General features: G+C 40.2%; 12 protein-coding genes and 1 other annotated feature. All 12 genes read right to left on the bottom strand.

The genetic code is table 11. From position 1 onward, the window contains the following. Window positions 1–12: 12 nt before the first annotated feature. A complete protein-coding gene (gene rpsJ, locus GZA11_RS05470) occupies window positions 13–321 on the bottom strand; it encodes a 30S ribosomal protein S10 (protein ID WP_007085291.1) in 309 nt (102 codons plus the stop codon). 471 nt (window positions 322–792) lie between these two features. Next, a complete protein-coding gene (tuf, locus tag GZA11_RS05475) occupies window positions 793–1,980 on the bottom strand; it encodes an elongation factor Tu (protein ID WP_038538447.1) in 1,188 nt (395 codons plus the stop codon). 127 nt (window positions 1,981–2,107) lie between these two features. Beyond that, window positions 2,108–4,189 (bottom strand): elongation factor G, encoded by a 2,082-nt coding sequence (fusA, locus tag GZA11_RS05480; RefSeq protein ID WP_163183172.1) that lies wholly within the window; start codon window positions 4,187–4,189, stop codon window positions 2,108–2,110. Between the two features lie 48 nt (window positions 4,190–4,237). Further along, the gene (gene rpsG / locus GZA11_RS05485; protein WP_038538441.1) at window positions 4,238–4,708 is read right to left on the bottom strand and encodes a 30S ribosomal protein S7; all 471 of its coding nucleotides are present in this window, start codon (window positions 4,706–4,708) and stop codon (window positions 4,238–4,240) included. 39 nt (window positions 4,709–4,747) lie between these two features. Continuing rightward, window positions 4,748–5,170 carry a 30S ribosomal protein S12 gene (rpsL, locus tag GZA11_RS05490; RefSeq protein ID WP_038538438.1) on the bottom strand — a complete coding sequence of 141 codons (423 nt, stop codon included), beginning with the start codon at window positions 5,168–5,170 and terminating at the stop codon, window positions 4,748–4,750. Window positions 5,171–5,272: 102 nt separating this feature from the next. Next, the gene (locus GZA11_RS05495) at window positions 5,273–5,521 is read right to left on the bottom strand and encodes a 50S ribosomal protein L7ae-like protein (RefSeq protein ID WP_038538435.1); all 249 of its coding nucleotides are present in this window, start codon (window positions 5,519–5,521) and stop codon (window positions 5,273–5,275) included. A 129-nt stretch (window positions 5,522–5,650) separates the two neighbouring features. Next, entirely contained in the window at window positions 5,651–9,250 is a 3,600-nt protein-coding gene (rpoC, locus tag GZA11_RS05500; RefSeq protein WP_163183173.1) for a DNA-directed RNA polymerase subunit beta', read from the bottom strand. Window positions 9,251–9,368: 118 nt separating this feature from the next. After that, window positions 9,369–12,929, bottom strand: a complete 3,561-nt coding sequence (gene rpoB, locus GZA11_RS05505) for a DNA-directed RNA polymerase subunit beta (RefSeq protein ID WP_163183174.1) — start codon at window positions 12,927–12,929, stop codon at window positions 9,369–9,371. 254 nt (window positions 12,930–13,183) lie between these two features. Beyond that, a complete protein-coding gene (locus GZA11_RS05510) occupies window positions 13,184–13,783 on the bottom strand; it encodes a class I SAM-dependent methyltransferase (RefSeq protein ID WP_038538429.1) in 600 nt (199 codons plus the stop codon). A 95-nt stretch (window positions 13,784–13,878) separates the two neighbouring features. Beyond that, window positions 13,879–14,244 (bottom strand): 50S ribosomal protein L7/L12, encoded by a 366-nt coding sequence (gene rplL / locus GZA11_RS05515; protein ID WP_038538427.1) that lies wholly within the window; start codon window positions 14,242–14,244, stop codon window positions 13,879–13,881. Between the two features lie 57 nt (window positions 14,245–14,301). Next, complete coding sequence (gene rplJ, locus GZA11_RS05520; protein ID WP_038538423.1) at window positions 14,302–14,796, bottom strand: 50S ribosomal protein L10; 495 nt, start codon at window positions 14,794–14,796, stop codon at window positions 14,302–14,304. A gap of 33 nt (window positions 14,797–14,829) precedes the next feature. After that, window positions 14,830–14,964 (bottom strand) — a sequence feature (ribosomal protein L10 leader region). 61 nt (window positions 14,965–15,025) lie between these two features. Continuing rightward, complete coding sequence (rplA, locus tag GZA11_RS05525) at window positions 15,026–15,724, bottom strand: 50S ribosomal protein L1 (RefSeq protein ID WP_038538420.1); 699 nt, start codon at window positions 15,722–15,724, stop codon at window positions 15,026–15,028. Between the last annotated feature and the right edge of the window lie 28 nt (window positions 15,725–15,752).

Raw genomic sequence — 15,752 nt, forward strand, 5'->3', positions numbered from 1 at the left:
TCATTTATTAAATTAAAGTTTAATTTCGATATCTACACCGGATGGTAAATCTAATCTCATTAACGCATCAACAGTTTGTGGTGTTGGGTTAACGATGTCAATTAGACGTTTATGTGTCCGCATTTCAAATTGTTCACGAGAATCTTTATATTTGTGAACCGCACGAAGAATCGTATAGACAGATTTTTCTGTTGGAAGTGGAATCGGACCTGACACAGCCGCTCCAGAACGTTTTGCTGTTTCTACGATTTTTTCTGCAGATTGATCAAGGATTCTGTGATCATATGCTTTTAAGCGGATACGGATTTTTTGTTTTGCCATTATTTTCCCTCCTTTATTCGCCTATTTTAAAAATAGACATTCTCCGTGGAAATTTCCCACACACTCGCCATGGCAAAGCGGCCGGGTGTGTCAGCAACCTTCCACATCATCGCAGTCAAAGACCAACATTGTCTATTATACATAAAACATAAAGTAAACGCAACATTTATCACGATTTTTTTATGTTTATGCTGCTGAACACTTTAATTATTATAAAGGCTGTTATACTAGTTTTCAACAGCCTAAATTGAATCTCCAATAAGTTCCTAATACTAGCTTTTTCAAGTACTCCTATTCTATAGAAGAAACTTGTTATATCAAACAGCGATTCCTAAAAAACACTTTATTACCAACAAAAATATCTGAATATTCCTGGAATTAATATAGATACTTTTGTAGTAACACTCATCCCAAAAATTTTTCACAAAAAAAGCAGCTGGACCTTCATCCAGCTGCTTATTATAGTTGTTATTACTCAACGATTGCAGTGATAGAACCTGAACCTACAGTACGTCCGCCTTCACGGATAGAGAACTTAGTTCCTTCTTCGATCGCAACAGGAGCGATAAGTTCTACAGACATTTCAATGTGGTCTCCAGGCATAACCATTTCTGTACCTTCTGGAAGAGTAATGATACCAGTGATATCAGAAGTACGGAAATAGAATTGTGGACGGTAGTTAGAGAAGAATGGAGTATGACGTCCACCTTCTTCTTTAGATAATACGTAAACTTGTGCTTTGAACTTTGTATGTGGAGTGATAGAACCTGGTTTTGCTAATACTTGTCCACGCTCTACTTCATCACGTGAAATACCGCGAAGAAGCGCACCGATGTTGTCACCAGCTTCAGCAAAGTCAAGAAGTTTACGGAACATTTCTACACCAGTTACAGTAGTAGATTTTGGCTCATCAGTGAAACCAACGATCTCAACTGCGTCACCAACTTTAACTACACCGCGCTCTACGCGTCCAGTAGCAACTGTACCACGACCAGTGATTGAGAATACGTCCTCAACTGGCATCATGAATGGTTTGTCAGTGTCACGAGTTGGAGTTGGAATGTACTCGTCAACAGCGTTCATTAATTCAATGATTTTTTCTTCCCATTGAGGGTCGCCTTCTAATGCTTTAAGAGCAGAACCTTTGATAACTGGAATTTCATCTCCAGGGAACTCATACTCAGAAAGAAGGTCACGAACTTCCATTTCTACTAGTTCAAGAAGTTCTTCGTCATCAACCATGTCGCATTTGTTCATGAATACAACAAGGTATGGTACACCTACCTGACGAGAAAGAAGAATGTGCTCACGAGTTTGTGGCATTGGACCGTCAGCAGCAGATACAACAAGGATACCGCCGTCCATTTGTGCAGCACCAGTGATCATGTTTTTAACATAGTCAGCGTGTCCTGGGCAGTCAACGTGTGCATAGTGACGTGCATCTGTTTCATACTCAACGTGTGCAGTAGAGATTGTGATACCACGTTCTCTTTCTTCTGGAGCACCGTCGATTTGATCGTATGCACGAGCTTCTGCTTTACCTTGCTTAGCAAGAACAGAAGTAATTGCAGCTGTTAAAGTAGTTTTACCATGGTCAACGTGACCAATTGTACCAATGTTTACGTGTGGCTTAGAGCGGTCAAATTTAGCTTTTGCCATTTTGGAAAATCCTCCTTTGGATTATAAGGTTAAGTATATTTTTAGTGGAAACTGTTAGATGGTTGTCCATTCTAACAGTTTCCATTATTACATAAGTAGTTATACTTTATATACAGATGAAAATCAATTATTCACCTGTATTTTTTTTGATAATTTCATCAGAAATTGATTTTGGAACTTCTTCATAGTGATCAAAGTGCATAGTGAATACACCACGACCTTGAGTTGCTGAACGAAGAGAAGTTGCGTAACCAAACATTTCTGATAGTGGAACCATCGCACGTACAACTTGTGCATTACCGCGAGCTTCCATACCTTCAACACGTCCGCGGCGTGCAGTGATTGAACCCATAATATCTCCTAAATATTCTTCAGGAATTACGACTTCAACCTTCATAACTGGTTCAAGGATAACAGGTTGACATTTAGAAGCAGCATTTTTAAGTGCTAAAGAAGCAGCAATTTTAAATGCCATTTCTGAAGAGTCGACATCATGGTATGAACCATCAAATAATTTTGCTTTGATGTCTACCATTGGATAACCTGCTAGTACGCCTCGTTCCATAGCATCCTTCAAGCCTTGTTCTACTGCTGGAATGTATTCACGTGGAACAACACCACCAACAATAGCATTTTCAAACTCGAAGCCTTTTCCTTCTTCGTTTGGTGAGAACTCAATCCAAACGTGTCCATATTGTCCGCGACCACCAGATTGGCGGGCAAACTTACCTTCTACTTGTGCACTTGCACGGAAAGTTTCACGGTAAGCAACTTGTGGAGCACCAACATTTGCTTCTACCTTAAACTCTCGGCGCATACGGTCAACGATGATATCAAGGTGAAGCTCACCCATACCAGCGATAATCGTTTGGCCAGTTTCCGTATCAGTGTGTGCACGGAAGGTTGGATCTTCTTCTTGTAATTTTTGAAGCGCTGTAGCCATTTTATCTTGGTCAGCCTTAGATTTAGGCTCAACAGATAATTGGATTACAGGCTCTGGGAACTGCATAGACTCTAAGATAACAAGATTTTTCTCATCACATAGAGTGTCGCCAGTTGTTGTATCTTTTAAACCTACAGCTGCAGCAATGTCTCCAGCATAAACTTTGGAGATTTCCTGACGGTGGTTTGCGTGCATTTGCAGGATACGACCAATACGTTCACGTTTCCCTTTAGTAGAGTTTTGAACATATGATCCAGATTCTAGTGTACCAGAGTATACACGGAAGAATGTAAGTTTACCAACATATGGGTCAGTCATTACTTTAAATGCAAGAGCAGCAAACGGCTCATCATCGCTAGAATGACGTTCAATCACTTCATCTTCAGCATCCGGTGCATGACCTTTGATAGCTGGTACATCAACTGGAGATGGTAGGTAATCAATTACTGCATCTAGCATTAATTGAACACCTTTGTTTTTAAATGCTGAACCACAAAGTACAGGATAGAATTCAACATTTACAGTACCTTTACGAATCGCTGCTTTTAGCTCTTCTTTAGTGATCTCTTCACCACCAAGGTACTTTTCCATTAATTCTTCATCTAGTTCCGCAACAGCTTCAATTAACTTTTCGCGGTATTCTTCAGCTTGTGCACGATATTCCTCTGGAATTTCGCGAACTTCAATTTCAGTTCCTAAATCATTTCCGTAAAACACTGCATGCATTTCAACAAGGTCAATGATTCCATGGAACTGATCTTCTGCACCGATTGGTAATTGAATCGCATGTGCATTTGCTTGAAGGCGTTCATGTAATGTTTTTACTGAATATAAGAAATCAGCACCAATTTTGTCCATTTTGTTAACGAAAACAATACGTGGAACGCCGTAAGTTGTGGCTTGACGCCAAACTGTTTCTGTTTGCGGCTCAACACCAGATTGAGCATCAAGAACTGCTACTGCACCATCAAGCACACGTAGAGAACGCTCAACCTCAACAGTGAAGTCTACGTGCCCTGGTGTGTCGATGATGTTTACACGGTGACCCTTCCACTGCGCAGTAGTCGCAGCAGAAGTAATGGTAATTCCGCGCTCTTGTTCTTGCTCCATCCAGTCCATCTGAGACGCACCTTCATGAGTTTCACCGATTTTGTGAATTTTACCAGTGTAATAAAGAATACGCTCAGTGGTTGTTGTTTTACCAGCATCAATGTGAGCCATGATACCGATATTGCGAGTCTTTTCTAAGGAGAACTCTCTTGCCATTGGGTCTTTCTCCTTCCTAGTATGAAAGTTTTTTTATTGAAGGTTAAATTACCAACGATAGTGAGCAAACGCTTTGTTCGCTTCTGCCATTTTGTGAGTATCTTCACGCTTCTTAACAGAAGCACCAGTATTGTTTGCTGCATCCATAATTTCATTAGCTAAACGCTCTACCATTGTTTTTTCACCACGAAGACGTGCATAGTTAACTAACCAACGAAGTCCAAGAGTGGTTCTGCGGTCAGGACGCACCTCAACTGGTACTTGGTAGTTTGCACCACCTACACGACGAGCGCGTACTTCAAGTACAGGCATGATGTTTTTCATTGCTGCTTCGAAAACTTCCATCGGATCTTTGCCAGTACGTTCACGAATGGTATCAAATGCTGAGTAAAGAATTTCTTGTGCTTTACCTCTTTTACCATCAATCATCATTTTATTAATTAAACGAGTAACTAATTTAGAATTGTAAATTGGATCAGGTAAAACGTCTCTTTTTGCTACAGGACCTTTACGTGGCATATGTCTTCCTCCTTTCAAAGAAGCTTGTAATTATTTTGTTTATTTCTTAGCTGCTTTTGGTTTCTTTGTACCGTACTTAGAACGGCCTTGCATACGGTTGTTTACACCTGCAGTATCAAGTGCACCACGTACAATATGATAACGTACACCCGGTAAGTCTTTTACACGACCACCACGGATAAGAACAACGCTGTGTTCTTGTAGGTTGTGGCCGATACCAGGAATGTATGCTGTTACCTCAATACCATTAGTTAAGCGTACACGTGCATATTTACGTAACGCAGAGTTTGGTTTTTTCGGAGTCATTGTACCAACACGAGTACACACCCCGCGTTTTTGTGGTGATGATACGTTAGTTTGAGATTTTTTAAAGCTATTATAACCTTTGTTTAGCGCAGGAGATTTTGATTTAACCTCTTTTGATTGACGAGGCTTGCGCACTAATTGGTTAATTGTAGGCATGCTTTTTCCTCCCTTCATTATTTTTAAGCCCACACATCCAGGTGGTTCATTTTTTTGCAAAAACAAAGTTTTTGCAGATTTCCAGATCTACAAAAACAGTTTTTAACAGATAATGGCAACAGTTGCAGCACCAACTTCAATTCCACATGCTTTTCCTAGTTTTTTCATAGAATCCACATACTGAATTGGAATTCCATGTTCCTCAGCCTCAGTAACAGCTGGTGCAATTACTTTTGAATCAGCATCCGATGCTACAATCAGCTCTTGAACATTTCCTTCTCTAAGTGCTTTCACTGTTTGTTTTGTTCCTATAATGATCTTTTTCGCCTGTAATACTTTTTCATAAGACATAATAACATCCTCCAAAGTATCAGGTGTATAGGAGCACCTTTGATATATTACCATCTTCTAAATTGGATGTCAACAAATCATTTATTTTTTTCTTGAAATAGAGGCTGACATAGTCAGCCTCTAAATCATTTACTCAATTGTAATTGGCTCTTCGGAATTAGTATCTCTTAATACAGGTTCCGCTTTGCGGTAACGCTGCATACCTGTTCCGGCTGGAACAAGTTTACCGATGATAACATTCTCTTTTAAGCCAAGTAATTCATCACGTTTACCTTTAATCGCTGCATCCGTAAGAACCCTTGTCGTTTCTTGGAATGATGCTGCTGAAAGGAAGGAATCTGTTTCAAGCGACGCCTTGGTAATACCAAGTAATACAGGACGGCCTGTTGCCGGCATTTTGCCTTCCATTAACGCCTTTTCGTTTGCATCCGTAAACTGATGAATATCCAATAATGTGCCAGGTAATACATCCGTTTCACCAGCATCGCTTACTCGAATCTTACGAAGCATTTGACGAACCATTACCTCAACGTGCTTATCGCCAATTTCTACCCCTTGCATGCGGTAAACCTTTTGTACTTCGCGGAGCAGATATTCTTGTACAGAATGCACATCTTTTACTTTTAATAATTCTTTCGGATCAACGGAACCTTCCGTTAATTCTTGTCCGCGTTCTACACGGTCTCCTGCAGCAACCTTTAACCTTGCAGTAAATGGCGCATTGTAAGTTCTAGATTCAACTTCACCTTGAATGACAATTTCATGTTGTCGGTCACGGCCTTCATTAATACCTACAACTACACCATCGATCTCAGAAATTACCGCCTGCCCTTTAGGATTACGTGCTTCAAAAATCTCTTGGATACGTGGTAAACCTTGAGTAATATCATTACCCGCTACCCCACCGGTATGGAAGGTACGCATTGTTAACTGAGTTCCTGGCTCACCAATAGATTGAGCAGCTATAATACCAACCGCTTCACCCACTTCAACTTCTTGTCCAGTTGCCAAGTTGCGGCCGTAACACTTCTTACATACTCCATGACGGGTATTACATGTGAAAGCAGAACGAATTTTTACTTCTTCGATGCCCGCACCAACAATGGCAGCAGCAATATCCTCGGTAATCAGTTCATTCTCTCGAACAAGGATTTCCTTTGTCTCAGGGTGTCTGATTGTATTACGAGAATAACGACCGATTAGACGTTCTTCTAATGTTTCAATTATTTCCGTACCATCTTTTAAAGCACGGATTGTAAAGCCGCGGTCTGTACCGCAATCATCCTCGCGGACAATAACATCTTGAGCCACATCCACAAGACGGCGGGTTAAGTAACCAGAGTCAGCAGTCTTAAGAGCAGTATCTGCAAGACCTTTACGAGCTCCGTGTGTAGAGATAAAGTACTCTAATACGGTTAATCCTTCACGGAAACTTGATTTGATTGGTAATTCAATAATACGTCCGGCCGGGTTCGCCATGAGACCACGCATACCAGCAAGCTGAGTAAAGTTCGAAGCGTTACCACGGGCTCCGGAATCACTCATCATAAAGATCGGGTTCGTTTTATTCAAGGATTTCATAAGTTTACCTTGAATAGTGTCCTTCGCCTGGCTCCAAATGGAGATTACACGGTCATAACGTTCATCTTCAGTAATGAGACCGCGTCTGAACTGCTTCATTACATTATCCACTTTTGCCTGTGCTTCTTGAAGAATTTGCTCTTTCTCTCCAAGAACAACGATATCGGCAACCCCAACAGTGATACCCGCTTTAGTTGAGTATTTGAATCCAAGATCTTTCATCCGGTCAAGCATTTTGGACGTTTCCGTAATTTTGAAACGTTTAAATACTTCCGCAATGATGTTTCCAAGGATTTTCTTTTTAAACGGATCGATTATAGGCATATTTTTAATTTTTTCTTTAACGTTTTCGCCTTTTTCAACGAAATACTTTTCAGGTGTTTCAACTTCTAGATTATGCTTTGTTGGTTCATTAATGTAAGGGAATGATTTCGGAAGAATTTCATTAAAAATAAGTTTACCAACTGTTGTTATAAGCAACTTATTGTTTTGTTCTTCCGTAAATGTTTCATTACCTAATGAACCCGCATAAACTGCAATACGTGAATGCAAGTGAACATAACCATTATGATAGGCAAGAATGGCTTCATTTGCATCTTTAAATATCATACCCTCGCCGATTGCGCCTTCTCTTTCCATCGTTAAATAATAGTTTCCTAATACCATATCCTGAGAAGGAGTAACAACCGGTTTTCCATCTTTAGGGTTTAGAATGTTTTGTGCAGCTAACATTAAGAGACGTGCTTCTGCCTGTGCTTCAGCAGATAGAGGTACGTGAACAGCCATCTGGTCACCGTCAAAGTCTGCGTTATAAGCCGTACAAACTAACGGGTGAAGACGGATGGCACGGCCTTCTACTAATGTTGGTTCAAAGGCCTGAATACCTAATCTATGAAGCGTTGGGGCACGGTTTAATAATACCGGGTGCTCCTTAATGACTTCTTCAAGTACGTCCCAAACATCTGGAGAGACTCGTTCAATTTTACGCTTAGCTGATTTAATATTGTGAGCCAATCCTTTTTCAACTAGCTCTTTCATTACAAATGGCTTAAATAGTTCAAGTGCCATTTCTTTTGGAAGACCACACTGATACATTTTCAAGTTCGGTCCAACAACGATAACTGAACGTCCAGAATAGTCTACACGTTTTCCTAGCAAGTTCTGACGGAAACGTCCTTGCTTACCTTTTAACATATGGGAAAGAGATTTTAATGGACGATTACCAGGTCCTGTTACCGGGCGGCCACGTCGACCGTTATCGATAAGAGCGTCAACCGCTTCTTGAAGCATCCGTTTTTCGTTTTGAACAATAATACTTGGTGCACCAAGATCCAATAAACGTTTTAAACGGTTGTTCCGGTTAATTACGCGACGATATAAGTCATTAAGGTCAGATGTTGCAAATCTACCACCATCCAATTGGACCATCGGACGTAGTTCTGGTGGGATAACCGGTAGCACATCAAGCACCATCCAAGAAGGTTCGTTACCTGAATTACGGAACGCTTCTAGAACCTCAAGACGTTTAATCGCACGTGTACGGCGTTGACCTTGTGCTGTTTTCAACTCTTCTTTTAACATATCTACTTCTTTATCTAAATCAATATCAGAAAGAAGCTTTTTAATAGCCTCCGCACCCATAGAAGCTTGGAATTTGCTTCCGTATTTTTCTCGATAGGCGCGGTATTCTTTTTCCGATAAAAGCTGTTTCTTTTCTAGGGCAGTATCTCCTGGTTCTGTAACAACATAGGAAGCAAAATAAATTACTTCCTCCAGTGCCCTTGGAGACATATCTAGCACTAATCCCATACGGCTAGGAATACCTTTAAAGTACCAAATATGGGATACAGGTGCTGCCAGTTCAATATGGCCCATTCTCTCACGGCGGACCTTCGCTCTTGTAACTTCCACTCCGCATCGATCACAAACAACGCCCTTATAACGGACACGTTTGTATTTTCCACAATGACATTCCCAGTCTTTAGTTGGGCCGAAAATTCTTTCACAGAATAGACCGTCTTTCTCCGGCTTTAACGTACGATAGTTTATGGTTTCAGGTTTTTTAACTTCACCATAAGACCAGGAACGGATTTTATCCGGTGAAGCAAGACCAATTTTCATATACTCAAAATTATTAACGTCCAGCAAGGGGCCTACCTCCCTATTCTATTCCAGGTTATACCCTTTATAAGAAGAGCGCACTTGAAACAAGTGTAGCTTGGTTTTACTAGCTATTCTGTTAAAAGTACGCTCTAAACGAAATAAATTACTCCTTTGAACCAACTTTTTCAGATTCAAGTTGTGGTGTATCAGGAACAATGTTTAAAGTATCGACTTGCTGTAAGTCATCATCTTCTTCCATATCCCGCATCTCTATTTCTTCTTCATCACCAGACAGGATTTTCACATCCATACCTAAGCTTTGAAGTTCTTTAATTAATACTTTAAATGACTCAGGAACTCCTGGTTCTGGAACATTTTCACCTTTTACAATGGCTTCATATGTTTTCACACGGCCAACAACGTCGTCTGATTTGACAGTAAGAATTTCCTGAAGGGTGTATGCTGCACCATATGCTTCTAGTGCCCATACCTCCATCTCACCGAAACGCTGTCCGCCAAATTGTGCTTTACCACCAAGCGGCTGTTGTGTAACAAGTGAGTATGGTCCTGTTGAACGGGCATGCAATTTATCGTCAACCATATGTGCTAGCTTAATCATATACATGACACCAACAGAAACACGGTTATCAAATGGTTCGCCTGTTCGGCCGTCATATAGTACGGTTTTAGCGTCGCGAGCCATACCGGCTTCTTCAATCGTTGCCCAGACATCTTCCTCACGTGCACCATCAAATACTGGGGTTGCTACATGGATTCCCAATTGTCTAGCCGCCATACCCAGATGTAGTTCAAGTACCTGTCCGATATTCATCCGTGATGGAACCCCTAGTGGATTTAACATGATATCTACTGGTGTTCCATCTGGCAGGAATGGCATATCTTCTTCTGGTAAAATTCTAGAGATTACCCCTTTGTTACCGTGGCGTCCTGCCATTTTATCTCCTGCTGAGATTTTACGTTTTTGAACGATATAAACGCGAACAAGTTGATTTACACCTGGTGGTAATTCATCGCCATCTTCACGGTTGAAGACTTTTACATCAAGAACAATTCCACCGCCGCCGTGCGGTACACGAAGCGATGTATCACGGACTTCGCGAGCTTTTTCTCCAAAAATGGCATGTAGCAAGCGTTCCTCCGCTGTCAGTTCTGTAACCCCTTTTGGAGTTACCTTACCTACAAGAAGATCTCCGTCTTTCACTTCTGCTCCGATTCGAATGATACCACGTTCATCCAAGTTACGAAGAGCATCTTCACCTACGTTTGGAATATCACGGGTAATTTCTTCCGGTCCAAGCTTTGTATCACGAGATTCTGATTCATATTCTTCAATATGAATAGAAGTATATACGTCGTCTTTGACCAGGCGTTCACTCATGATAATCGCGTCTTCGTAGTTATATCCGTCCCATGTCATAAAAGCAACGAGCACATTTCTACCTAATGCCAATTCTCCAAGTTCCATCGAAGGACCATCAGCAAGGATTTCACCTTTTTTCACACGATCACCGACAGATACAATTGGACGTTGGTTATAACATGTACCTTGATTAGAGCGGACAAACTTTAGTAAGCGATATTTATCGAGATCCCCTTTGATTTCTTGGCCGTCTACTTCTTTTATGCGTCGTACCCAAACTTGACGTGCCTCAACATGTTCAACAATACCATCATGTTTACAAATAACAGCCGCACCAGAGTCTTTACCTGATACATATTCCATACCGGTACCAACTATTGGAGCCTCTGGCTGCATAAGTGGAACTGCTTGCCGCTGCATGTTTGCACCCATCAATGCACGGTTAGAGTCATCGTTTTCTAAGAACGGAATACATGCCGTTGCCGCAGAAACGACTTGTTTCGGTGATACATCCATATAATCAACGCGGTCGCGCTTAACCACTGTGTTTTCACCACGGAAACGGGCAATAACTTCCTCATCCAAGAATGAACCGTCTTCTCCTACACGCACATTGGCCTGTGCCACTACATAGTTATCTTCTTCATCAGCTGTTAGGTAATCGATTCGGTCCGTAACTTTCCCTGTATCAGGATCAACACGACGGTAAGGTGTTTCAATAAAACCAAAGCGATTTACTTTTGCATAAGTTGATAAAGAGTTGATCAAACCAATGTTCGGACCCTCTGGCGTTTCAATCGGACACATACGTCCATAGTGAGAGTAGTGTACGTCCCGAACTTCCATTCCTGCACGTTCACGGGTCAAACCACCAGGTCCTAATGCAGATAGACGACGTTTATGCGTCAACTCAGCCAATGGATTTGTTTGGTCCATGAACTGTGAAAGCTGAGAGCTTCCAAAGAACTCTTTAATTGACGCAATAACTGGACGAATATTAATTAATTGCTGCGGCGTAATAGTCGCTGTGTCTTGAATAGACATTCTTTCCCGAACCACACGCTCCATCCGGGATAATCCAATACGGAATTGGTTTTGCAGCAACTCGCCAACTGAACGGAGACGTCTGTTCCCTAAATGGTCGATATCATCTGTGTCTCCCACACCATGTAACAGATTAAAGAAGTAGCTAATAGAAGCAATGATATCAGCTGGAGTAATATTCTTAATCGGTTCTGCCACATAGGCATTGCCAATTACATTAATTACTTTATCGCCATCATCACCAGGAGCGTAAATTTTAATACCTTGTAAAATAATTTCATCTTCTACAACTCCACCAACAGGGTTGTAGCTTCTGAAATTAATATTTTTCTCAAGGGCAGGCAAAATTCTGTCAAGAGTTCTTCGATCAAGCAAAGTTCCCTTTTCAGCAATAATTTCGCCTGTTTCAGGATCAGCTAGGGTCTCCGCTAAACGTTGATTGAATAAGCGATTTTTTATATGAAGTTTTTTATTAATTTTATAACGCCCTACACTCGCTAAATCATAGCGCTTAGGATCAAAGAAACGTGAAATTAACAAGTTCTTTGCGTTTTCAACAGTTGGAGGTTCACCAGGACGAAGGCGTTCATAAATTTCAAGTAACGCTTTATCGATACCTTCCGTGTTATCTTTTTCTAGTGTATTGCGAAGATACTCGTTATCACCAATCAACTCAATGATTTCTTGATCAGAGCCGAATCCAAGTGCACGTAAAAGGACCGTAACCGGCAGTTTACGCGTACGATCAATTCTGACATATACAACGTCTTTGGCATCTGTTTCGTACTCTAGCCATGCACCCCTGTTCGGAATGACGGTAGCTGTATAGCCCTTTTTCCCGTTTTTATCTGTTTTTCCACTATAGTAAACACTTGGTGAACGGACTAACTGGGAAACAATAACGCGTTCTGCACCATTAATTACAAACGTGCCTGTTTCAGTCATGAGTGGAAAATCACCCATGAATACATCTTGATCCTTTACTTCACCTGTTTCTTTATTGACAAGACGTACCTTGACACGCAATGGAGCTGCATATGTAACGTCCCGTTCTTTCGATTCTTCAACGGAATACTTTGGTTCGCCAAGACTATAATCAATAAATTCTAGTGATAAGTTACCGGTAAAATCCTCAATCGGTGAAATATCTTGGAACATTTCACGCAAGCCCTCATCAAGAAACCATTGATATGAAGAGGTTTGGATTTCAATTAAATTTGGTAATTCTAAAACTTCACTGATTCGTGCGTAACTTCTTCGTTGGCGGTGTCGTCCATACTGAACTAGTTGACCTGTCAACTGATTCACCCCTCAAATCAAGCGTTATTTTGAAAAGTTTATTTAATCTTTTAGAAGGAGTTCGCACTCTTTCCAAAAGACAAAAAGAAAAAGGGTTTTTCTAAAAAAACCACAATTTCACATTTTGACCTATTATTTTGTCATCATTTCCTTATTATTCCACTTTTATACTTTAAATAAGCATTTATAGGAATAATCCGGAAATTATTATGATGGCATTTTATAATGCTACCACAACAATTTGATAAAGTCAATTATTTTATTGCTCTTATAATAAAATAACCTTTTTCTCTATTAACAATTTCTACATTAGAAAATAATCCTTTTAATTTTTCCAAAGCAGATGGTGCTCCTTGTTTCTTCTGGATAACCACCCAAAGTTCACCCTTCGGAACTAGATAATCATAACTCTGATCAAAGATATCATGAACAATCTTTTTTCCTGCACGAATAGGGGGATTGGTCAAGATTGCTGCAAAGTTTTTTTCTTCTACATTCAGAAGACGATCACTTTCATAAATTCTAACATTATCAATTCTGTTAAGTGATGCATTTTCTTCCGCCAATTGGATAGCCCGCTCGTTAACATCAATCATATGCACCATACGATTCTTATAGCTCTTAGCAATCGCTAATCCGATAGGACCGTAGCCGCAACCCACATCAAGTATCGGACCCTCTGCTTCTGGCATAGAGAATGCTTCTATTAAAAGACGAGAACCAAAATCCACCTCTTTTTTTGAAAAAACACCGTTATCTGTTTTAAAGCGAAAAGTATGTTTTCTGAGAGTGAAATCCCAAAATTTAGGGTCACTTTCTACCTTTTGTGTACGAGAATAATAATGTTCAGACATGAATCCACCTCACGCGGAATACAAATAAAATATGAGAACATTTTTAAAGTAGCCAAAAAAAGCCCGCTTATGCAGCGAGCTTTTTTTTATGAAGATTACTTAAATTCAACGTTTGCTCCAACTTCTTCAAGTTTAGCTTTGATTTCTTCAGCTTCTTCTTTAGAAACGCCTTCTTTAAGCGGCTTTGGAGTGTTGTCAACAAGGTCTTTTGCTTCTTTAAGTCCAAGACCAGTGATTTCACGAACAACTTTGATAACTTTAATTTTTTGATCTCCAGCGCTTGCTAGGATTACATCAAATTCTGTTTTTTCTTCAGCAGCAGCACCTGCGCCAGCTCCACCTACAACAGCTACAGGAGCAGCAGCAGTTACGCCGAATTCTTCTTCAATTGCTTTTACTAGATCGTTAAGTTCTAAAACAGTCATATTTTTAACTGCTTCAATGATTTGTTCTTTAGTCATGATATGTTTTCCTCCTTAATTTTTCGTTCAATTTATTAAATAGCGATTTTGATTAACTTACGCGCCTTCTTTTTGATCTGCAACTGCTTTTGCTGCAAGTGCAAAGTTGCGAATAGGAGCTTGTAGTACGCTGAGTAGCATAGATAGCAAGCCTTCGCGAGAAGGAAGTTCAGCAAGTGCTTTAACATCCTCAACTGTTGCGATATTACCTTCGATCACACCTGCTTTAAGTTCAAGCGCTTCGTTCTTTTTCGCAAATTCATTTAAGATTTTTGCTGGTGCAACTACATCTTCTGTACTGAACGCAATTGCGTTTGGACCTGTTAATGCATCATTTAAGCCAGAAAGTCCAACTGCTTCAGCTGCACGGCGAGTTAAAGTGTTTTTGTAAACTTTGAACTCAACTCCAGCTTCGCGAAGCTGTTTACGAAGTTCAGTTACTTCTGCAACTGAAAGTCCGCGGTAATCAACAACAACTGTTGATACACTCGCTTTTAATTTTTCAGCGATTTCTTCAACTACTTGTTTTTTAGCTTCGATTGCACTGCTCATCTTGACACCTCCTGTAGATTGTCTACATTTATACCGAGCAATAAAAAGCCTCCATATCTACCGAGACATGGAGGCAAAATAATAGTCATAGCTATCTATCGCACTACCTCGGCAGGCTTATTAAGCAATGTTTGCCCCTGCTGTCTACGGTACAAATGTTTATTTAAACAACAAAAACGATTATATAGAATCTATTTTTGTTTGTCAATTACCAATTTTATCAAACAAATTACTTAACTGCAACTGAAGAAGGATCTACTTTCACGCCAGGTCCCATTGTAGAAGCAACTGTCACGTTCTTCATGTAAGTACCTTTTGCAGCTGCTGGTTTAACTTTAAGCATTGTTTCAAAAACAGTAGTAAAGTTTTCAACAAGCTTTTCGTTTTCAAAAGATGCTTTACCGATAGGAACATGAATGTTACCAGCTTTATCTACACGGTATTCAACTTTACCTGCTTTAATTTCGTTAACAGCTTTAGCTACATCAAATGTAACAGTACCTGTCTTAGGGTTTGGCATTAAGCCTTTAGGACCTAACACACGTCCAAGTTTACCAACTTCACCCATCATATCTGGAGTTGCAACGATGACATCAAATTCAAACCAACCTTGTTGAATTTTGTTGATGTATTCTGCATCTCCTACATAATCTGCGCCAGCTGCCTCTGCTTCCTTAACCTTTTCACCCTTCGCAAATACTAAAACGCGTTGAGTTTTACCAGTGCCGTTTGGAAGTACTACAGCACCGCGGATTTGTTGGTCTGCTTTCTTAGGATCAACACCTAAGCGGAATGCAACTTCAATTGTTGCATCAAATTTTGCATAATTTGTTTTCTTTACTAGTTCAATTGCTTCTTCAATTGGGTAAGCTTTAGAGCGATCTACAAGCTTTGCAGCTTCTAAATACTTCTTACCTTTTTTAGCCATTTTTATTTCCTCCTTAAATTGTGGTTTT

It is taken from the genome of Neobacillus sedimentimangrovi (assembly GCF_010614825.1).
GTDB classification, from domain to species: domain Bacteria; phylum Bacillota; class Bacilli; order Bacillales; family Cytobacillaceae; genus Neobacillus; species Neobacillus thermocopriae.

Bases quoted from the DNA above. Each gene is read 5' to 3' on its own strand.
- rpsJ (WP_007085291.1), bottom strand. From the start codon at position 321: ATGGCAAAACAAAAAATCCGTATCCGCTTAAAAGCATATGATCACAGA.
- tuf (WP_038538447.1), bottom strand. From the start codon at position 1,980: ATGGCAAAAGCTAAATTTGACCGCTCTAAGCCACACGTAAACATTGGT.
- fusA (WP_163183172.1), bottom strand. From the start codon at position 4,189: ATGGCAAGAGAGTTCTCCTTAGAAAAGACTCGCAATATCGGTATCATG.
- rpsG (WP_038538441.1), bottom strand. From the start codon at position 4,708: ATGCCACGTAAAGGTCCTGTAGCAAAAAGAGACGTTTTACCTGATCCA.
- rpsL (WP_038538438.1), bottom strand. From the start codon at position 5,170: ATGCCTACAATTAACCAATTAGTGCGCAAGCCTCGTCAATCAAAAGAG.
- GZA11_RS05495 (WP_038538435.1), bottom strand. From the start codon at position 5,521: ATGTCTTATGAAAAAGTATTACAGGCGAAAAAGATCATTATAGGAACA.
- GZA11_RS05510 (WP_038538429.1), bottom strand. From the start codon at position 13,783: ATGTCTGAACATTATTATTCTCGTACACAAAAGGTAGAAAGTGACCCT.
- rplL (WP_038538427.1), bottom strand. From the start codon at position 14,244: ATGACTAAAGAACAAATCATTGAAGCAGTTAAAAATATGACTGTTTTA.
- rplJ (WP_038538423.1), bottom strand. From the start codon at position 14,796: ATGAGCAGTGCAATCGAAGCTAAAAAACAAGTAGTTGAAGAAATCGCT.
- rplA (WP_038538420.1), bottom strand. From the start codon at position 15,724: ATGGCTAAAAAAGGTAAGAAGTATTTAGAAGCTGCAAAGCTTGTAGAT.